The organism is Klebsiella sp. 141240 (assembly GCF_050600805.1).
Classification (GTDB): domain Bacteria; phylum Pseudomonadota; class Gammaproteobacteria; order Enterobacterales; family Enterobacteriaceae; genus Klebsiella; species Klebsiella aerogenes.
In genome coordinates, this window is the sequence record NZ_JAQIRK010000010.1 from 180171 (window position 1) to 199915 (window position 19745).

17 protein-coding genes are annotated in these 19745 nt (G+C 51.7%); 8 read left to right on the top strand and 9 right to left on the bottom strand.

What is annotated here, in order from left to right; all coding sequences use genetic code 11:
• The first annotated feature begins 286 nt into the window (after positions 1-286).
• The 4 genes from PGQ95_RS18005 (at position 287) to PGQ95_RS18020 (ending at position 5118) form a co-directional block, all read left to right on the top strand.
• Positions 287-1386, top strand: a protein-coding gene (locus PGQ95_RS18005; RefSeq protein ID WP_213316745.1) for an IS3 family transposase whose coding sequence is annotated in 2 segments (ribosomal slippage) — positions 287-542 and positions 542-1386 — 1101 coding nt in all. Because the reading frame shifts where the segments join, the coding sequence is not laid out codon by codon here.
• A gap of 183 nt (positions 1387-1569) precedes the next feature.
• Positions 1570-3594: a hypothetical protein gene (locus PGQ95_RS18010; RefSeq protein WP_375156889.1), complete on the top strand. Its 2025-nt coding sequence runs from the start codon at positions 1570-1572 to the stop codon at positions 3592-3594.
• Between the two features lie 625 nt (positions 3595-4219).
• Entirely contained in the window at positions 4220-4780 is a 561-nt protein-coding gene (locus PGQ95_RS18015) for a type IV secretion protein Rhs (RefSeq protein ID WP_087858370.1), read from the top strand.
• Entirely contained in the window at positions 4777-5118 is a 342-nt protein-coding gene (locus PGQ95_RS18020; protein ID WP_087858371.1) for a putative T6SS immunity periplasmic lipoprotein, read from the top strand. The genes PGQ95_RS18015 and PGQ95_RS18020 overlap by 4 nt, the downstream gene beginning before the upstream one ends.
• 40 nt (positions 5119-5158) lie before the next feature.
• Here the strand turns inward: PGQ95_RS18020 and PGQ95_RS18025 are convergent, their stop codons facing one another.
• Positions 5159-6028: a phosphorothioated DNA-binding restriction endonuclease gene (locus PGQ95_RS18025; protein WP_045394768.1), complete on the bottom strand. Its 870-nt coding sequence runs from the start codon at positions 6026-6028 to the stop codon at positions 5159-5161.
• Between the two features lie 179 nt (positions 6029-6207).
• On the opposite strand from PGQ95_RS18025, the gene PGQ95_RS18030 reads away from it, so the two are divergent.
• Positions 6208-6837: an HNH endonuclease gene (locus PGQ95_RS18030; protein WP_430918923.1), complete on the top strand. Its 630-nt coding sequence runs from the start codon at positions 6208-6210 to the stop codon at positions 6835-6837.
• A 27-nt stretch (positions 6838-6864) separates the two neighbouring features.
• A complete protein-coding gene (locus PGQ95_RS18035) occupies positions 6865-7860 on the top strand; it encodes a hypothetical protein (RefSeq protein ID WP_213317519.1) in 996 nt (331 codons plus the stop codon).
• 89 nt (positions 7861-7949) lie between these two features.
• On the opposite strand, the gene PGQ95_RS18040 is transcribed toward PGQ95_RS18035, so the two are convergent.
• The 7 genes from PGQ95_RS18040 to PGQ95_RS18070 form a co-directional block, all read right to left on the bottom strand.
• Positions 7950-8294 carry a DUF1294 domain-containing protein gene (locus PGQ95_RS18040; protein WP_430918925.1) on the bottom strand — a complete coding sequence of 115 codons (345 nt, stop codon included), beginning with the start codon at positions 8292-8294 and terminating at the stop codon, positions 7950-7952.
• Between the two features lie 115 nt (positions 8295-8409).
• The gene (locus tag PGQ95_RS18045) at positions 8410-9222 is read right to left on the bottom strand and encodes a DNA/RNA non-specific endonuclease (RefSeq protein ID WP_430918927.1); all 813 of its coding nucleotides are present in this window, start codon (positions 9220-9222) and stop codon (positions 8410-8412) included.
• A gap of 224 nt (positions 9223-9446) precedes the next feature.
• Positions 9447-12596: a CusA/CzcA family heavy metal efflux RND transporter gene (locus tag PGQ95_RS18050; RefSeq protein WP_430918929.1), complete on the bottom strand. Its 3150-nt coding sequence runs from the start codon at positions 12594-12596 to the stop codon at positions 9447-9449.
• An 11-nt stretch (positions 12597-12607) separates the two neighbouring features.
• Positions 12608-13870: an efflux RND transporter periplasmic adaptor subunit gene (locus PGQ95_RS18055; protein ID WP_430918931.1), complete on the bottom strand. Its 1263-nt coding sequence runs from the start codon at positions 13868-13870 to the stop codon at positions 12608-12610.
• A gap of 45 nt (positions 13871-13915) precedes the next feature.
• Positions 13916-14260, bottom strand: coding sequence for a cation efflux system protein CusF (gene cusF, locus PGQ95_RS18060; RefSeq protein ID WP_430918933.1), 345 nt, complete (start codon positions 14258-14260; stop codon positions 13916-13918).
• Between the two features lie 17 nt (positions 14261-14277).
• A complete protein-coding gene (locus PGQ95_RS18065) occupies positions 14278-15663 on the bottom strand; it encodes an efflux transporter outer membrane subunit (protein ID WP_430918934.1) in 1386 nt (461 codons plus the stop codon).
• Positions 15650-15772, bottom strand: a complete 123-nt coding sequence (locus tag PGQ95_RS18070; RefSeq protein ID WP_257394921.1) for a hypothetical protein — start codon at positions 15770-15772, stop codon at positions 15650-15652. Before PGQ95_RS18070 ends, PGQ95_RS18065 begins: the two co-directional genes overlap by 14 nt.
• Before the next feature lie 64 nt (positions 15773-15836).
• On the opposite strand from PGQ95_RS18070, the gene cusR reads away from it, so the two are divergent.
• Entirely contained in the window at positions 15837-16520 is a 684-nt protein-coding gene (cusR, locus tag PGQ95_RS18075) for a copper response regulator transcription factor CusR (protein ID WP_047046104.1), read from the top strand.
• Entirely contained in the window at positions 16510-17952 is a 1443-nt protein-coding gene (locus tag PGQ95_RS18080) for a Cu(+)/Ag(+) sensor histidine kinase (RefSeq protein ID WP_316425359.1), read from the top strand. The genes cusR and PGQ95_RS18080 overlap by 11 nt, the downstream gene beginning before the upstream one ends.
• A 54-nt stretch (positions 17953-18006) precedes the next feature.
• Here PGQ95_RS18080 and PGQ95_RS18085 read toward each other — a convergent pair whose 3' ends face one another.
• Complete coding sequence (locus PGQ95_RS18085) at positions 18007-19128, bottom strand: cupin domain-containing protein (RefSeq protein ID WP_113374767.1); 1122 nt, start codon at positions 19126-19128, stop codon at positions 18007-18009.
• Positions 19129-19745 lie beyond the last annotated feature (617 nt).

Below are 19745 nucleotides of genomic sequence, written 5' to 3' on the forward strand. Positions count from 1 at the left end.
TGGTTTTAATTTATGCGATCTATGATCGTAGTGATATTATTATCAGTTTTACTTACTTGCGTCATCTAATTATTAAGTAAATGCTATTTTCAATTTTACCAGTACACGAAGATTCGGAAAGAGACCTTAGACTCAACTCAACACAGAGTTATCCTTTTTAGAACTTAATTCCTGGAGATGCACTCAGGTATATTTTACCGGATGATCTGATCTCCTCCCTGAAAACAGTACCAGTCTAAACTGAAGTCTCCGGTCTTTCTTCGATCTCACAGAGAGGCACATCGCCATGAAAAAGACCCGTTATACCGAAGAACAGATCGCGTTTGCGCTGAAACAGGCCGAAACCGGCACCCGCGTCGGGGAAGTCTGCAGAAAGATGGGCATTTCTGAGGCCACGTTTTACAACTGGAAGAAGAAATTCGCCGGTCTGGGCGTAACGGAACTGCGCCGTCTGCGGCAACTGGAGGATGAAAATCAGCGGCTGAAGAAACTGGTGGCAGACCTGAGTCTGGACAAGGAGATGCTGCAGGAGGTACTGAAACAAAAGTTCTGAGGCCGGCTCAGAAGCGCCAGGCGGTGCATTTTCTGCAGGAGGCCTATCGTATCAGTGTCCGCCGGGGATGCGGGTTGCTGATGCAGAGCAGAACTGTCTACCACTGGCAGAGCCGGCGTGACGATCGGGCGATAACCCTGCGTATCCGGGAAATAGCGGAAACCCGGATACGGTACGGTTGCCCGCGTATTCATATCCAGTTGCGGCGGGAAGGCTGGCAGATTAACCACAAGAAAACACACCGGATTTATTGTCTGGAAGGCCTGAATTTGCGCAGAAAGCGCCCCCGCAGGCATGTCAGTGCCGCACGCCGCCAGCAGCGCCCGGCCCTGACGCATATCGATCAGTGCTGGAGTATGGATTTCGTGTCGGATAGTCTGTTTAACGGGCGGCGTTTTCGGGCGCTGACTGTAGTGGATAATTATAGTCGGGAGTGTCTGGCGATCCATGCCGGAAAATCGCTGAAAGGCGAGGATGTGGTCAGCATAGTGGAAGCATTACGGGTGCTGGATAAACGCCTGCCGGTACGTATCCAGACGGATAACGGCAGCGAGTTCATCTCGAAAAGTCTGGATAAATGGGCGTATGAGCACGGTGTCACGATGGACTTCTCCCGTCCCGGGAAACCGACCGATAACCCGTTTATTGAGTCATTTAACGGCAGCCTGCGGGACGAATGTCTGAACATTCACTGGTTCCTGTCACTGGAAGATGCGCAGGACAAACTCGACAAGTGGCGCAGGGAATATAATCATGAGAGGACGCATTCATCACTAAATGACATGACTCCGGCTGAATTTATCCGGAGTCTGCAAAAAGACGAAGATCTCTGATTTAGCACTGCACTGAATTTGGGCCAGGGTCAAAAACCCGGAGCTCTCAAAAAGTGCGTGGAACTAAAACAGGTGTGCTTACAACACCTCTGGTGTGCAATTTTTAATAGAAAATACTGGCAATTAGTGACTGTTCTATTACATACTTATAAAACAATAATATATTCTTAATGGTATAGTTCAATGACTTACTATGATGCGCGGGTGATAAAAAAATTAGCCGAAGATGCTGAGGGATTTATTGTGTTTTTTCAGGAGTGGATTGATAAAGTAGAGCTTGAACCAGCTTTGAATGTTCTCAAAATTTCAGCACTTTACTATAATCGCTTATCTGAACAATCTGAAGATGATTATACGTGTTATTTTGGTCAATGTATCTATCTGCTTTTAGTCCGTTTTCCTTCTCATTGTGATGAGATTTTAAAGATGGAGAAGGACTGCCGTACTATTCATGTGGCATATAATGATTTTTTTAGACGCATTAGGGTTATGAATGAACGTTTTTACAGGAAAGAGGAATATAAGCTTAGTGCATTTTTAATTTTTTCTGAAATAAGCTTGAGTATTATGTGCTCACTCCTTGATGATATACCAAGCAGTCGGCTTGAATCAATTTTTCCCATCATATTTAGAATGCATGGACTTCCACTGTCGGAAGATGTCACTCCACATAATGTAAAATCAATCAGTATGATATTTGACCAAGTGTGCAGTTATACTGGTAACATATTTAAAGAGTTACGGCATTCTAATTTTCTTGAAATTGAACATCATTGTTCAGAGGAAGCAGTAAAAAATGCAGGTGGTTGGATAAAAGAATGGGACGATTACGATTCACTTAATCGTATCAGTGATCTTTTCCGGTTTTGTAATGCAAAGGTTAACTATTTAGATTTAAATAACATCTCCATAGAAGTGAATGAGGATTGTATTTATAAGGATTATGAGGTTGCACGCTCAAGATTTACCATGAGGGGGACGGGGGTCTATTATGAAATTCAGAGGGTTTTGGAAGAAAATCCTAATTTCATTGAACAACTGAAGTCGATAGTTCCTGAGTGGATTAATGAAAACGATTTTTTCCCCATCGCTTATTTTAGTGAAATGGAAAATATGTCACCGGAGGATTTATATATTGAGTATGGGGGAGTTAATATTTATGCATGGATACATGCATATGGAATATTAGTGGCGATAGCGAAACAGGAGATGGTTGAACGTTTCCGCAGAACAACGCCTGGGAAATTACAACTTAAAGATTGGGTTATTTATCATACTCGTGATGAATGGATACGACTTTTTGTTGAGGGCGGCCTTTGTTGGGTTACTGCGGCATTAGTCACTGATTACTTTACATTTGATGATAAAGCTTTAGATATAAATGATTGCCCGTTACTACAATGTAACGATGGTCTTTGTATGTTGCCTTCCATTGTTTCAATGAGTTGTGTGACTCGCTCCCTATTATCACTTTTTAGTGCCAAAAATATTTCAATCGATGATAAGGGAAAAGTTCACGAACGAGAGTTTATTCAGAAGGTCAGGAATTCTAAAATTTGTGCTGCTCAACTTTCAGTACGAAAAGATTATGACTGTGACTGCGCAATGGTGATTCAAGATCATTTATTCTTTGTTGAGTTGAAATCTAATGGACATCCGGTACATTTTAATCGCTATTACCAGACGCTTGTGAATATTAATGGTGGTAATGTTGCACAGAAAACTAAAACCTCTTGGATTAAACAAGTGACACGATATGCTAATTATTATTCTACTCAATTAGAATTGGTCCGAAATGCTCTAGGTTTACCCGCGGGATGGAAGCCAAAGTGTTTTCATAAAATGATTGTCACCACCTCGGTGTTTGGGGGGATTTATCATCAAGAGGGGTGCTTTGTTGTCGATAAAACTGCATTTTATAGCTTTATTGAGCGTATGGTGAGTGTAACTACCGAAGTGAAAAATGGAATGCGTACACAGATAATTCCTGAAAGTGATCGTTTTTACCATGGTGAGATTACTATTGAAAAAATGCTTGGCTTCTTGAATGAATTACCATCTATTACTGCAAAGCGTCGAAGAGTAAAGCAGCTTGCATATAATGTCCAGTGCGGAGACATAAAATTCTCTTATCCGTTTTTTGATATATGGCCTGCTTTTGAAACTGTACTAAAGGAAGATGGTACAGAAGCTGTTGCAATATTATAGCTCTTTCATGCTTTTAATATTGAGTAACATACAGGGTAAATAAAATTTAGATACAGGTACAGGTACAGGTACAGGTACAGGTACAGGTACAGGTACAGGTACAGGTACAGGTACAGGTACAGGTTTTATGTTTTTTATTAAACAGAAACAGTTATGGATACAGATTATATTTTTAATGTCAATTACGAACTGTTGAAATGGATAAATATAAAGTAACTAAGAAGGTGTCATTTTAAATGCATGCCCTTGCTTAAGGGCCTTATCGGTGGTCTACTGATATTGTATCCACTCGCAATGTCTATTTTTTGTATGGATTCTGATTTGTGGGTACAAGTGCGGGTATAATTACTTATTCCTGATTGTAAAATACATTAATATCAGTTTGTTAGGTGTTAAATTCGAGTCCGGCCTTCGCACCCAATCGGCAACCAATTCACCTGAAGGCATCTTTTTGTGCCGGAAATTCAGTATCTGTTTAAACACTTCGTGTAACGAATGTGAGTATTGTATTCCCATTAACTATGCTAAGTCAGCTGCAAATTTTTTCGGATAAAAATCTTTCCCTTGTCGATTGCATTGGCGTACGATAAATAAACAATACCGCTGCAATTCAGAGGGATTTTGAATGCCTGTAAACGAGAGGATTAACGCGACATCCGGGACACGTATTAAGCCCGGTGGAACGAGGCTTATAACCACTGGTGAGATTGGGTTAGCAAGAACGCTATTTAGCTACGGTCTCCGGTACAATACAGTGTGGATTCATCGGGAAAGTTATTTGCCGTTCAATCTGCAGCCTACTGATATTGCTATGAGTCCTAACGGAGAAATGTGGTTTAGGGAAGACACCTACTCCCATGATTTTTCAATGGAAGTTGATGTGCAGAAAAAACATAGATTCATGCATGAGTTAATGCATGTATGGCAAGCGCAGCACGGAATGTTTGTTAGAACCAGAGGGTTGTTCTCCCGATTTGCTGATTACAGTTACAGTTTAGACAAGGAGAACATACGACATTATAACTTAGAACAGCAGGCTTCATTAGTTAGTGATTACTGGTTGTTGCAAGCTTACGGTTTTAAAAATTATCTGTATCTGCCTGCATTACGAGATTATGATCATAAAGAATCTGACTATACATTGCTTCAAAAATATAAATTAGTTATGAAGGGATTTCCACAATGAAGAGATTCGCTATCTTACCTTTAACTTTTCTTATTTCCGGTTGTCCTGGTGGTAATCCTGCGCCACACCCAAGAGATACCATTATTAATGGAGAGCATCTTTGCTTTAGTTTGGATAAAAGGGATGTATTGAATTACTACACTATTGATTCAGGCGAAAACGGTAAGACGCAAACGGTAATGAGTTCTGGTTATGACAAGTTAATGTCATCATATCCTGACAATTGCATCGATATTGAATGGAAGAAGAATCATACTTATGTCATTAACTACGGTTTAAATAATAAAAAATATGTTCATGAATTCTTTATTGATAGTGTTGGGACGTTGACTAAATAGCGGAGGGGTGACTCCGTGACATATAGTCGCGTGCCTTACCTCACCCCCTAAATACCTCTCTCCTGTGCCACTCCACAAATCCCTCTTTCGGGTAACAGTCCTTCCCCTGAGGCAATCCAATTTGCTTACCATCAAAATCCCAGAACAGCTTTCCGACAATCCCGCCGCCGTTAACCGCGGGAGAAATCTGTACCCGCATATGCTCATCCAGGCCAATCGAACCTTTATCAAATGCTTTGTGGTGAATGGCGCATAGCGCCAGGCCGTTGGGAATTTCACATGGGCCGCCGTGCTGCTTCCATTTGATATGCGCAGCCTCCAGCGCGACGGAGGTGTTGTCATGGCGCATATTAAAGCCGCAGATAGCGCATTCATAGTTATAAGCGCGTAGCACCTGCTGGCGGAACAGCGGGTCGCGTTCTTTGCGAATTTGCTGGATATCAAACCCCATCTCGTCGGCGATCTCTTCCTGAATACTCTCCGGGAAATGGGCCTGCAGGATCTGATGCGCCAGGGTGTTAATCAGCCTCTTATTCTTGCTCAGCAGCGCGAAGTGCTCTTCGTCAAAGCCGCCCGCGACGTGATAGGTTTCCAGTTCTTTAGAGGGTGGCTGTCTGCTGCCTTCAGTTGAACATTGCTCAGCGTTGCGTAATTCCCAGAAGCCGTCGCCTTTTAGACGCCAGAAAGGCATATCGGGGCGGTATTGCGCGCGCTGTGGACCAAAACGCTCCAGCAGGCTATGTAACTCATCACGAACCTCTGAGGCGTAATCGAACATCCGCGGATGTCCGTGCTGGTAATGCGACAGCACGTGCAACAACAGCAGAGGTTTATGCGGCGCGCGCTGTTCGCCTTTGCGCCAGATAGTGATATTGGCGATCGCTTGTTGCAGAGTTTTACTAGAAGGCATCGCGTTACGTATTTTGCTAAATAATTGCGATGATGCTCGCAAAACTGCTGTCGATCAAGCCACCGGGATTCGATATCCAACCCAGGTCTCTTTTCAACTATCACCATGATTTATCTATTCGAAATTTATTCCGCTTTCTATCTATAATGAGGTCACTCATCATCAAATAGCTCAGCCATATGAAACGGTTGCCAGATCATCTATCGCGAGAATGCATCATCGAAGCCATCCGCGCGTACGACGAGGGTATAGCGCATCAGTTTAAAGACGCGCGTCTGTATGAAGTCGAATTCGAAGGACGTCGTTATCCCTCTAAAGCTATCGTTGGGATAGCGGCCACCATGGCGACAAAAACGGAGTTCACGCCGGCGGATTTCAGCGGTGGGATCAAATCCAAATGCGTCCGTCTGTTGCTGGAACAAGGATTCAAGATCGTTTATGAGCTAGTAGATGATGCCGGCATTACCCTTTTCCCCGACGAGCTACAGACGAAAAGTGAGTTTATAGAAGGGGCTGCGGTTCAGGTTATGGTTAACCGCTATGAGCGCGATCGCCAGGCCCGCGAGGCCGCGTTGCGCTATCACGGTACCCGGTGTCAGGTATGCGGCCTTGATATGGCTAAGCGCTATGGTGATATCGGCCAGGGCTTTATCCACATTCATCTGGTGCCGCTATCGGAGATTAAACAGGACTATCGTTTGGATCCGAAAACTGATCTGATCCCTGTTTGCCCCAACTGTCACGCGATGCTGCATCGGCGAAACCCGCTATATACGCCAGATGAATTAAAAACTCTGATACAATCATAGTAATACTTTCATAAACGGATTTGAAAAATGGCATTATTTAATATTGCTGATAAAAATTTAGTTGCGCTGGAAAAAACTACCTACTCAATAGAGGGGCTTCAGGAACGTTACGATTTGCAAGAAGCTATAAAAAATAATATTGATATCCTTGCACCTGATTGTCTTGTCATTGCTGAGGAGTTTTCAGATTGGGAGGACAGCAGAAGACGGATTGACTTATTAGCGATTGATAAGCAGGCTAATCTTGTCGTAATAGAGTTAAAGCGAGATGAAATCGGCGCTCATATGGAATTACAAGCATTGCGTTATGCAGCTATGATTTCTACAATGAGTTTTACAAAAGCATGCGAATATTATCAGTCATATTTAGGTACTGATTCAGATGTTAATGCTAAAGCAAAAATATTAGAATTTATTGGTCTTGAGGAGAATGAGCTCTCTGACTTTGGTAAGGATGTTAGAATTGTTCTTGCTTCAGCTGATTTTGGGAAAGAACTGACCACTACAGCGATTTGGCTGAGAGATAAAGGTGTTGAAATTCGTTGTGTTCGTCTTACACCTTACAAGTTTAACGATGATATACTAATAAATGCAGAGCAAATAATTCCGGTTCCAGAATTAGAAGAATATCAAGTTAAGTTCAGAGAAAAGCTGGTTGAGCAAAATATAAGTAGCCAGAAGTCTGAAAAAGATTACTCTGAATATAGGTATAATGGTGGTGTTTATAATAAGCGTAAGTTAGCCCTTGAACTATTTACTGATTGGATAAATAAGCATAATCCCCACAGCCTTGAGGACATTTATACTAAGCTGGGTGAAATTCTCAAAAATCGAACAATTGTTTTGGCTGATCAAGTTCCTGATGGGCGAAAGAATCGATATCATTTGAGTGAAGATGCGGTAATTGAGCTTCAATCTGGCGAAGTTATCGCAATATCGAACCAATGGGGGCTTGGTAATATCCAGCGTGTAATTGATTTTTTACGACGCGATGGTTTTATTATTGAAAAAGTAGAGCAATAGGTAGTAAAAAATATTGCTCAACGCTGCGTTTGCAGACCTGGTGTTGAGCATATTGAGCGTATATGTAGTGATAATAAATTACACCAACCCTACACCCCATATCCCCGGTACAGCCAATACCCGCCAACCAGCACCACAACATTCAGCACGATGCTAATAATGAAATACGTTCTGAATGGCTGCTTCTGGGTTTTGTGGCGAAAACACTGCTGCCCGGCAATCGCGCCCGGCCATCCGCCAAGCAGGCCGAACGTCAGCAGGGAGGATTCCGGGATCCGGCTCCAGGCTTTACGGGCGGCTAATTTGTCGATGCCGTAGATAAGCCAGGTCAGCACGTTCGCCAGCAGGAACCACATGGCGATGGAATGGGGCAGTAACACGCTGCCGACGGCGGCGATGGCCAGCAGGAAGTAACAAAAATAACCGAGCTTCATACGATATCAACAGCGCTTAGCGGTGGCAGAGACGGCAACTATACTTGGTTTGCTGGCTGGCGGTAAGACGCCGATTGTTAATCGCGACAGGTCGACAACTTTACCCCTCCGTCCCCTACCTGCAACCCATCTCCCGCGCCAGAGTCCCCGGCTGCGTTTTTAACGTTGCGGCAACGGCCGCCGGCAATGCCGGCCACAGCGTCAAATGCGGACTGGTACGGCGTTCGATCTCCGCCACCGTCACCTGATGGTCGCAAAAATTAGCATCGCGCGGCGTCGCCTGGTCCAGCACAAATGCCGCGTACTGGCCGCTCTGCGGACCATCATTGAGGAAAATAATCTTCCAGTAGCCGCTGGGGATCTCCACGCCCGGCGCGGCGGGCAGGGTGGCAATATGCCGTTCGAACAGCGGCCCGGTAACCGTATAAACCGCCGTCACCCCCGGGCGCTCGGCTAACGCGCGCTCCGCGTCTTCCAGCCGCGCCCATGCTCCCTGATTCAGCGCCGCTTCCTGCGGGGTGATATTCGACAGATAGTTCAGCGCAGGCCAGTCCGCCGCGCCGCCGAGGCTCGCCAGCGGCGCCTGATGACCGCGATCGACCGCCAGTAAGGCGTTGGCCCGGCGATAGTCGGCGGGCGTCAGCGTATCGGCAGCGGGTAAATCGGGGTCCTGCTTCCACACTCTCTCCCGGTTACTGGCCTCGCTGGCGCGAGTGATTTTATACGCTACCCAGTTGGCCAGTTTATGGCGGGGGTTGTTATTCAGCGTGTAGGCCGCGCGGAAAAGCGTCTGTTGGCTGCCGCCGGCTGGGCAGCCAACTTCGCAATTATCCACCTTTGCTGTCGCGGCATGGCTGGGTGATATCGTGCTCAGGGTAGAAAGTAATAACAGCAAAAATAAACAGGGTGGAAAAGGATTCAGGTTCATCGATAGCGCTCATTGAATTAAGGCCCACCTTTTCCCAGCGTGATAAATACGCAGCCAGGGTGAGCAGGAAAATCAATGAAGCTAAAGGGAATAACATCGAGTGAAGGCCGATTGGCGCAGAGGATGAGATAATATGAGAACGGGTGAGGGTTAAATGAGGTAATTATTTGTGGGTCTAATAATAAAAAAGCCCGCCGGTGAAATACCAACGGGCTTGCCTTTATCTATTCTCCGCGCTTGCCCCGATGCCGGTACAACCACATCAGCTTATATGCCGCCGGAATGATAAATAGCGACAGCAGCGGCGCGGTGATCATCCCGCCAATCATCGGCGCGGCGATACGGCTCATCACTTCCGAACCGGCGCCGGTGCCCCATAAAATCGGCAGCAGGCCGGCGATAATCACCGCCACGGTCATTGCCTTTGGCCGCACGCGCAGCACCGCGCCCTGATACAGCGCCTCGTCGAGCTTATCGGCGCTGAAGGTCTGCGGGTTCTCCAGCGATGGCTCCGCCTCGATGGCGTGGCGCAGATACATCAGCATCACCACGCCAAACTCCGCCGCCACCCCGGCCAGGGCGATAAAGCCGGTACCGGTGGCCACCGACAGATGGAATCCCATCCAGTAGAGGAACCAGATCCCGCCGACGAGGGCGAACGGCACGCTGGTGATAATCAGCAGCGCCTCGCCGAAGCGGCGGAACGCCAGGTACAACAGCACGAAGATAATCATTAGCGTCATCGGCACCATCAGCTTCAGCTTCTGATTGGCGCGCTCCAGCAGTTCAAACTGCCCGGAGTAGGAGACGCTGATGCCCGGCTTCAGCTTCACCTCTTTGCCGATGGCCTGCTGCAGATCGCGCACCACCGACACCATGTCGCGGTCGCGAGCGTCGATGTAGATCCAACTGGTCGGGCGGGCGTTCTCGGTCTTCAGCATCGATGGCCCGGTAACGACTTTAACCTCGGCGACGTCGCCGAGCACGATCTGCTGCTTCAGCGGCGTGAGGATCGGCAACTGGCGGAGGGTCTCCGGTCTGTCGCGATAGCTCTGCGGGTAGCGGATGTTGATCGGATAGCGCTCGATGCCCTCTACCGTTTCGCCAACCATCGCGCCGCCGATAGCAGACGAAACGAACAGCTGCACATCGCCGACGGTCATGCCGTAACGGGCCGCCTTCTCACGATGAATATCAATGTTGAGGTAGCGCCCGCCGACCAGCCGCTCGGCTAATGCCGAAGTGACTCCCGGCACGGTGCGCGCCACCACTTCAATTTGTTCGGCGATGGCGTCGATATCGGCCAGATTGGTGCCGGAAACTTTAATGCCGATCGGGCTCTTGATGCCGGTGGAGAGCATGTCGATGCGGTTGCGGATCGGCGGCACCCACAGGTTTGCCAGCCCCGGCAAACGCACGGTTTTATCCAGCTCCTCGACGATCTTCTCCATGGTCATCCCCGGTCGCCATTGATCCTGCGGCTTGAGCTGAATCGTGGTCTCTACCATCTCCAGCGGCGCCGAGTCGGTGGCGGTCTCGGCCTTGCCGGTTTTGCCGAACACCCGCGCCACTTCCGGCACCGTCATGATCAGCTTATCAGTTTTCTGCAGCATATCCGCCGCCTGCGCAGCAGAGATCCCCGGCAGCGTTGATGGCATATACAGCAGATCGCCTTCATTAATCTGCGGCAGAAACTCGCCGCCGACCCGGTTAAGCGGCCAGATAACCGTCAGGATCGACAGCAGCGCGATCAGCAGGGTAGTTTTCGGCCAGTGCAGTACCTTCAGCAGCAGCGGGTGATAAATGCGGATCAAAAAGCGGTTCAGCGGGTTGCTGTTCTCCGCCGGGATCTTGCCGCGGATCCAGAAGCCCATCAGGATCGGGATCACCACGATCGCCAGCAGCGCCGCCCCGGCCATCGACCAGGTTTTGGTGAAGGCCAGCGGGCCGAACAGTTTGCCCTCCTGGCCTTCGAGGGTGAAAATCGGGATAAACGACAGAGTAATGATCAGCAGGCTGATAAACAGCGCGGGGCCGACCTCCACCGACGCATCGGTAATGATTTTCCAGCGGATGTCGTTGCTTAGCTTCTCTCCCGGGTGCTGATGTTCCCACTCCTCCAGCCGCTTATGGGCGTTCTCAATCATCACGATGGCGGCATCGACCATCGCCCCTACCGCAATGGCGATCCCGCCCAACGACATGATGTTGGCGTTAAGCCCCTGGAAATGCATCATGATAAAGGCGAAGCACAGACCGAGCGGCAGCGAGATAATCGCCACCAGCGCCGAGCGCACGTGCCACAGGAACAGGGCGCAGACCAGCGCGACAACGATAAACTCTTCCAGCAGCTTGTGGCTGAGGTTGTCGATGGCGCGGTCGATAAGCTGGCTGCGGTCGTAGGTGGTGACCACTTCAACCCCTTCCGGCAGGCTGCTTTGCAGCGACGCCAGCTTCTCTTTGACCGCCGAGATCACCTCGCGGGCGTTCTTGCCGGAGCGCAGGATCACCACGCCGCCGGCCACTTCGCCTTCGCCGTTAAGCTCGGCGATACCGCGGCGCATCTCCGGGCCAATCTGCACCCGCGCGACGTCGCCGAGATAGACCGGCACGCCGTTATCGCCGGTTTTCAGCACGATATTTTTGAAGTCGTCGAGCGTCTGCAGGTAGCCGCTGGCGCGCACCATATATTCGGCTTCCGCTAGTTCGACGGAAGAGCCGCCCGCCTCCTGGTTAGAGGCATCCAGCGCCGATTTCACCTCGCCGAGGCTGATGCCGTACTGGGTCAGCTTCATCGGGTCGACGACAATCTGATACTCCTTGACCACGCCGCCTACCGAAGCCACTTCCGAGACGTTAGGAATGGTTTTTAGCTCATATTTTAAGAACCAGTCTTGCAACGAGCGCAGTTCGGCGAGGTCATGTTTGCCGCTGCGATCGACCAGCGCGTACTCGAAGACCCAGCCAACCCCGGTGGCGTCCGGGCCCATTTCGGCGCTGACCCCGGCGGGCAGTTTGCCCTGCACCTGGTTGAGATACTCCAGCACCCGCGAGCGCGCCCAGTAAGGATCGGTGCCGTCTTCAAATATTACATACACGTAGGAGTCGCCAAACTGCGAGAAGCCGCGCACCGTTTTGGCGCCAGGCACCGACAGCATGGTGGTGGTCAGCGGCCAGGTGACCTGGTTTTCGACGATCTGCGGCGCCTGTCCCGGGTAGCTGGTTTTGACGATTACCTGTACGTCGGAGAGGTCCGGCAGAGCATCCACCGGGGTATGGACGATGGTCCAGGTCCCCCAGATGCTGAGAAACAGCGCCGCCATCATCACCAGGAAACGGTTGGCCACCGAGCGGCGGATAATCCATTCAATCATTGTTCCGTTCCTCAGTGCGCGTGGGCGGCAGGGGCTGTGACATCAGGAGCCTGCGCGCGCATGCGCTCCAGCGCGCCGGAGATATTGGCTTCCGAGTCGATCAGGAACAGGCCGCTGGCGACGACTTTTTCGCCCTCCTGCAGACCGCTGCGAATGGCCGTGACGCCGGCGGATTCATGGAATACCTGCACGAGCTTCGGCACGAAGCGGCCCTCGTTATCCACGGTAATCACCCGCTGCTCGTTGCCGCTGTCGATCAACGCTTTTGATGGGATCAGCAGCATCGGCGCGCTTTCGCTGGTCAGTTTCAGATAGGCGTTCATCCCCGGCTTCAGCGCTTCATCCGGGTTGTTGACCTGCAGGCGCAGCTGCAGGGTACGGGTGGCGCTATCGACGCTGGGGAGAATGGTCCATTTGTTGATGCTGAAGGTTTTGCCCGGCCAGGCGGGAACCTGAATGGCGAACTGCGAGGCGTCTTTAATCAACCAGGCGATGGATTCCGGAACCGCCACGCTGACCCACACCGGGTCCATGCCCTGGATTTTCGCCACCACATTATCTTTGGCGATATTCATTCCGGCGCGCAGATCGAAGGCGGTAATAACGCCATCGATCGGTGCTTTGAGGGTAAAGCGGGTCTGGATTTTACGTGTGGTTTTCAGGCGGCGGATATCGTCATCCGGCATCCCGGCAAGGCGTAGGCGTTCGAGGATCCCCTCAACCTGCGTGGTGGTGCCCCCGGTCTCCTGCAATAAAAGATATTCGCTCTGCGCCTCCACCCAGTCCGGGATGGTCAGCTCGAGTAACGGCGTGCCTTGTTTCACTTTGTCGCCGACGGTCAGCGGATAGACTTTATTAATAAAGCCCGCCGCCCGCGCCTGCATAATCACGTACTGGTACTCGTTATAGCTGATGTTGGCCGGGAAGGTCTGGGCGTAGCGCAGCGGCCCGCGGGTGACCGCGGCGGTTTTTACGCCGAGGTTTTGGGTCTGCGTCGGGTCGATACGCACCCCTGGCGCACCGGCGGCGGCACTCTCCTCATCAGCGTATTTCGGCACTAGGTCCATATCCATAAACGGCGATTTACCCGGTTTATCGAAGCGGGTGTTCGGGTACATCGGGTCGTACCAGAACAGCACTTTACGCTGCTGCTCGGCCGCCGGAGCGCTATCCATTGTCGGCGTCAGTCGGGTATACAGCGCCGCGGTAAGCGCGCCGCCAATCAGCATGCTGCCAAGGATCAGCGCCGTATTTTTCAGTGTCAGGGATGCCATGTGTCGTCCATTCAGTTGTTGAGGGGGCCTACCGTCGCCGGGCCGTTATTGGGCGCGGATATCCTGTAACAGCGACAGATTGCCCTGCTGAACGAAGGTGAAATCCACGCTGTCGCCGTTCTTCACATTGTTGAGCTGTGTCTGCGGGGTGATGGTGAAGCGCATGGTCATCGGCGGCCAGTTCACCGCCGGGATGGCGTCGTGGGCGATGGTGATTTTTTTACTATCCATGTCAATGGCTTTAATGACGCCTTTGCTCGTGATGCTTTGCGTTTGCAGGGCAGCGGGCTGCTCGTGCATTGCCATACCGGCGTGCGGGTCGGCGGCCTGGGCCGCGAACACTGCGCCAGAGAGCAGGGTGAACAGGGCGATTTTAGACAGTGAATTCATAATCAAGACTCCTCGGGTTATTCCATCCAGCCGCCGCCGAGGGCGGTGAACAGGGTGATTTCATTAGCCTGACGGGAATAGTTGAGTTCCAACAGGGTTTGTCGGGTGGTGAAAATGTCGCGCTGGGCGCTCAGGACTTCGATGTAGCTGACCGCGCCGTGACGAAAGAGCGCAGTAGCGCGCTGCAGGGTGATATTTAGTGAAGCGAGATAGCGCTCCTGGGCAGCAATCTGATCGGCCAGGCTTTGGCGCAGGGCCAGCGCGTCGGCCACCTCTTTAAAGGCGGACTGTATTTTTTGCTCATAGTTGACCACCTGCTGCTGCTGGCGGATCTCCGCCAGATCGAGGTTGGCCTGATTACGCCCGGCGTTGAAAATCGGCAGTTCGATTTTGGGGATGAAGTTCCACATCGCACTGCCGGCGTTAAACAGGCTGGAGAGCTCGCTGCTGCTGCCGGAGAGCGAGCTGGTCAGGGTAATCGACGGGAAGAAGGCCGCCCGCGCGGCGCCGATATTGGCGTTTGCCGCCAACAGGCTGTGCTCGGCTTCTAAAATATCCGGCCGCTGCAACAGGATCTCTGAGGAGAGCGACGGCGGCAGGGTTACGCCTTTCAGGTCCACCGCGCTGCTGGCGCTATCGTCCGGCAGCCGTTGATAGCTGCCGAGCAGTAGCTGCAGGGCGTTATTAGCCTGCGCCAGTTGGCCCTGCCGTTTGGCGATATCGGCGCGGGTGCTTTCGATCATGCCGCGCGCCTGTTCCAGCGCCAGGACGGTGGTGCTGCCGGTCAGCAGCTGTTTTTCAACGAAGGCGTAAGACTGCTGATAGTTCTGTAAGGTGTCGTTCGCCACCTGTAGCTGCGCCGCCGCCAGACGCTGGTTGAAGTAGCTTTGTGAAACGTTAGCAATCAACAGGATATGCACCGCGCGCCGCGCCTCTTCGCTGGCGAAGAAGTTCTGCCGGTCGGCCTCGCTAAGGTTTTTCAACCGGCCAAAGAAGTCGAGATCGTAGCTGAGATTCAAGCCAGCGGCATAATCGCTGCTGGTGGTGGTGTCGCCTTTGAGCTTGCCGCCATAGGTGGTGCTGCCGTCGCCGTTAAGCTGCGGGTAGCGGTCGGCGTCGGTGACCCGGTACTGGGCGCGGGCTTCCTGCACTTTCAGCGCCGCCATCCGTAGATCGCGATTGTTGGTCAGCGCGGTACTAATCAGGCTTTTTACCTGTGGGTCGACGAAAAAGGTGCGCCAACCAGTCTCCTGGTAGCCCGCAGTCGCAGTAACCAGTTTGTTCTGGCTGAGAGAGAACTGCTGCGGCACCGGCGCGGTGGGGCGCTGATAGTCCGGAGCAAGTGACAGACAGCCGGTTAAGGCGAATATCACGCTGAGAGAAAGAAGCTTAATTGGGCGCATGACGGCAGACGGTTTTCGGCGATTTATCAATGGCGGATACTTTACGCAGCGGGCTCTGTTCAACGCGTGACAGGAAAATGACAAAGCTGTCATTTTCCTGATATTTCATTGCTATCCGGAGGGGCTCCTCTAAAATTGAATACCCGCACAGAGCGCGCGTGAAGGAGCCAGCCGTGAAGATTTTGATTGTCGAAGATGAGAAGAAAACCGGGGAGTACCTGACCAAAGGGCTTACCGAAGCCGGATTCGTCGTCGACCTGGCCGACAACGGCCTTAACGGTTATCACCTGGCGATGACCAGCGACTACGATCTGCTGATCCTCGACATCATGCTGCCGGACGTCAACGGCTGGGATATCGTGCGCATGCTGCGCGCCGCCAATAAAGGGATGCCGATCCTGCTGCTCACCGCGCTTGGCACTATCGAGCATCGGGTGAAGGGGCTGGAGCTGGGCGCCGACGACTATCTGGTGAAGCCCTTTGCTTTTGCGGAACTGCTGGCGCGGGTGCGCACTCTGCTACGTCGCGGAGCGGCGGTAATAGTAGAAAGCCAGTTTCAGGCGGCCGATCTCAGCGTTGATTTGGTCAGCCGCAAGGTGATGCGCGGCGCGACTCGTATCACCCTGACCAGTAAAGAATTCACTCTGCTGGAGTTCTTCCTGCGCCATCAGGGCGAGGTGCTACCCCGCTCGCTGATCGCGTCGCAGGTGTGGGATATGAATTTCGACAGCGACACTAACGCCATCGACGTGGCGGTGAAGCGGCTGCGCGCCAAAATCGATAACGACTTCGAGCCGAAGCTTATCCAGACCGTGCGCGGCGTCGGCTATATGCTTGAGGTGCCGGATGGCCGCTAAGCGCCCCTTTTCGTTGGCCACCCGGCTGACCTTCTTTATCAGCCTCGCCACCATCATCGCTTTCTTTGCCTTCACCTGGATCATGATCCATTCGGTGAAGGCCCATTTTGAAGAGCGCGACGTTCACGATCTCAAGCAGCTCAGCACCACGCTTGAGACGGTGCTCAACCACGCCGACTACCCGCAGGCGCGGCGGCTGGAGATCTTAAAAAACGTGATTGGCGGCTACGCTAACGTCTTTATCTGTCTGGATGATGCCGAGGGCAATATCTTATTTCAGTCGCCAGACGGCCCGGAACTCAGCCATATTATGAGCACGCCGGGGCTGGCGATGAAGTTGCGCGACGGTAATGTGATTTCATGGACTGACCCGCAGCCGCGGGAAATGGTTCATGATAATCATCAAATGGAGACCCGCTCCTGGCGGCTAATCATGTTGCCGCTCGGCAAGCAGTCGGACGGTAAACCGGCCTGGCATCTGCTGATGGCTTTATCGATCGACTTTCACCTGCACTATATTAATGAACTCAAAGCGAAGCTGATTTCCGCGGCGTCGATAATCAGCCTGTTGATTATCGCCATCGTGCTGTTTGTGGTCTATCAGGGGCATAAGCCGATTCGCCAGATCAGCCGCCAGATCCAGAATATTACCTCGCGGGATCTCGATGTACGCCTTGACCCACAGGCGGTGCCCATCGAGCTGGAACGGCTGGCGCTGTCGTTTAACCATATGTTGGAGCGGATAGAGGATGTCTTTACCCGCCAGTCTAATTTCTCCGCCGATATCGCCCATGAAATCCGTACGCCGATTACCAACCTGGTGACGCAAACCGAAATCGCCTTGAGCCAAAGCCGCAGCCAGCAGGAGCTGGAAGAGGTGCTCTATTCCAATCTCGAAGAGTTTTCGCGCATGTCGCGGATGGTCAGCGATATGTTGTTCCTCGCCCAGGCGGATAATAACCAGTTAATCCCTGAACAACGGGCGCTGGATCTGGCCGAGGAAGTGAATAAGGTGTTTGAGTTCTTTGAAGCGTGGGCGGAAGAGAAAGAGGTGGCGCTGCGTTTTGTCGGTAGCCACTGCCGGGTGATTGGCGACCCGCTGATGCTGCGGCGGGCAATCAGTAACCTGCTGTCGAACGCGATCCGCTATACGCCGGCCGGACAGGCGGTGACCATTCAGTTGAGCGAAAGCGCCGAAAAGATCCGCTTGGTGGTGGAGAACCCCGGCGCGCCGATTGCTGCTGAACATTTGCCGCGCCTGTTTGACCGTTTCTATCGCGTCGACCCGTCACGCCAGCGCAAAGGCGAGGGCAGCGGTATCGGTCTGGCGATTGTAAAATCGATTGTCAGCGCCCATCACGGCAGCGTAGCGGTGCAGTCCGATCTGCGCTCTACGCGCTTTATTATCGTGCTGCCGAAATATGCGCAATAACGGCTGAAAGCAAGCGGGCAGCGCCAGGCGGCTGCCCGCAGTATTGCCGTTCTTTTACTCTTCGAAGTACCAGTAGCCCTGATTAATCAGCCGCGTCAGCTCGCTCACGAATTCTGGATTTTGCAGGCCGCTGCCGAGCTCTTCTTGACCTAATGAGGTATAGCGGCACAATGCATCCAGCGCCTCGGCATCGGTGGTATCCAGCTGTTCGCTATGTACGAAGAAGCTGTCGCCGATATGCAGAACGCGCAGTCCGCTCAGGCGAGAAAGCTTTTCGCCGCCCAGCAGCGCATCGATCACTTCCTCTTCTTCATATGCCGGTTCCGCCGGAGCAATATCCAGCTCGTGACGCGGCGTGGTGACGAAACTGCCGAACCACTGCTTGAAGTCTTCTGGTTGGCGAATCATGTCGATCATCATGTTGCGCAGACGGTCGAGTTCATACTCTTCAACCCGGCCCGGATGGTCGCGGCAGGTGAGGTCCGGATCGCTGTAGTGTTCGCCGCCGAGATCGTTTTCCAGCACATAGTCGGCGAAGCTGCTGATCAGGTCGCGGCCGTTTGGCCCGCGGAAGCCGACGGAGTAGTTCAGCGCCGTTTCGTGAGTTACGCCGTCGTGCGGGAATCCCGGTGGAATATAGAGGATGTCGCCCGGCTCCAGATCTTCATCAATGATCGGTGGGAACGGATCGACGTGCAGCAGTGCCGGATGCGGGCAGAACTGACGCATCGGCAGTTTATCGCCCACGCGCCAGCGGCGGCTTCCCATGCCCTGAATAATAAAGACGTCATACTGATCGATATGCGGGCCTACGCCGCCGCCGGGGACGGAGAAGGAGATCATCAGGTCGTCTAAACGCCAGTCAGGCAGCACGCGGAACGGGCGTACCAGCTCGGCGGCCGGCATATGCCAGTGGTTTACCGCCTGGGCCAGCAATGACCAGCCGCTTTCGCCCAGCCCGTCGAAATGCTCAAATGGACCGTTACTGGCCTGCCATTTACCGTTGACCAGGCTGACCAGTCGGCTATCGACTTCCGGTTCCATGGCTAACCCGGCCAGTTCGTCTGGCGTAATGGGGTCGATGAAGTTCGGAAACGCCTTCTTTAATACGACCGGCTGCTTTTGCCAGTACTTCTCTAAGAACTCGGGCCAGTTAATGTTGAGTTGATAAGCCATAGATTATTACCAGTAGGAAGAAACGGCTCTGATTATAGAAAGGAGGGAAGGCGTGGCGCTTTGTCATGGGTCAAGAGTGGTGCTTAATTCACCATTGGCGTGATAGCGGCGGTGGGGAAACGAGAAAAATCGCGTTTTCGCAAAAAAGTGGTTTCGGTAGGAAATGCGCTGCAGGTCGCATGAATACTGGGTTTTGTCGATTCGTTCTTACCGCGGATAAATGTGAAAAGCTTAATAAATGAGCGCTTGATAAGTTTTTTGTATTTTAAGGCTTGCTATATCTCAGCAGCTCCCTATAATGCGCTCCCACTGACACGGCGGATGTGAATCACTTCACACAAACAGCCGGTTCGGTTGAAGAGAAAAATTCTGAAATTCAGGGTTGACTCTGAAAGAGGAAAGCGTAATATACGCCACCTCGCGACAGAGCGCTAAAGCGCGTCGCAACTGCTCTTTAACAATTTATCAGACAATCTGTGTGGGCACTCAAAGTGACATGGATTCTTAATGTCTTCGGACAATAAATGAATACCAAGTCTCTGAGTGAACATACGTAATTCATTACGAAGTTTAATTCACGAGCATCAAACTTAAATTGAAGAGTTTGATCATGGCTC

Bases quoted from the DNA above. Each gene is read 5' to 3' on its own strand.
- PGQ95_RS18065 (WP_430918934.1), bottom strand. From the start codon at position 15,663: ATGCGCCCAATTAAGCTTCTTTCTCTCAGCGTGATATTCGCCTTAACC.
- PGQ95_RS18030 (WP_430918923.1), top strand. From the start codon at position 6,208: ATGAAACGGTTGCCAGATCATCTATCGCGAGAATGCATCATCGAAGCC.
- PGQ95_RS18085 (WP_113374767.1), bottom strand. From the start codon at position 19,128: ATGGCTTATCAACTCAACATTAACTGGCCCGAGTTCTTAGAGAAGTAC.
- PGQ95_RS18040 (WP_430918925.1), bottom strand. From the start codon at position 8,294: ATGAAGCTCGGTTATTTTTGTTACTTCCTGCTGGCCATCGCCGCCGTC.
- PGQ95_RS18025 (WP_045394768.1), bottom strand. From the start codon at position 6,028: ATGCCTTCTAGTAAAACTCTGCAACAAGCGATCGCCAATATCACTATC.
- cusF (WP_430918933.1), bottom strand. From the start codon at position 14,260: ATGAATTCACTGTCTAAAATCGCCCTGTTCACCCTGCTCTCTGGCGCA.
- PGQ95_RS18020 (WP_087858371.1), top strand. From the start codon at position 4,777: ATGAAGAGATTCGCTATCTTACCTTTAACTTTTCTTATTTCCGGTTGT.
- PGQ95_RS18070 (WP_257394921.1), bottom strand. From the start codon at position 15,772: ATGAAATATCAGGAAAATGACAGCTTTGTCATTTTCCTGTCACGCGTT.
- PGQ95_RS18015 (WP_087858370.1), top strand. From the start codon at position 4,220: ATGCCTGTAAACGAGAGGATTAACGCGACATCCGGGACACGTATTAAG.
- PGQ95_RS18055 (WP_430918931.1), bottom strand. From the start codon at position 13,870: ATGGCATCCCTGACACTGAAAAATACGGCGCTGATCCTTGGCAGCATG.
- PGQ95_RS18035 (WP_213317519.1), top strand. From the start codon at position 6,865: ATGGCATTATTTAATATTGCTGATAAAAATTTAGTTGCGCTGGAAAAA.
- PGQ95_RS18010 (WP_375156889.1), top strand. From the start codon at position 1,570: ATGACTTACTATGATGCGCGGGTGATAAAAAAATTAGCCGAAGATGCT.
- PGQ95_RS18080 (WP_316425359.1), top strand. From the start codon at position 16,510: ATGGCCGCTAAGCGCCCCTTTTCGTTGGCCACCCGGCTGACCTTCTTT.
- PGQ95_RS18045 (WP_430918927.1), bottom strand. From the start codon at position 9,222: ATGAACCTGAATCCTTTTCCACCCTGTTTATTTTTGCTGTTATTACTT.
- PGQ95_RS18050 (WP_430918929.1), bottom strand. From the start codon at position 12,596: ATGATTGAATGGATTATCCGCCGCTCGGTGGCCAACCGTTTCCTGGTG.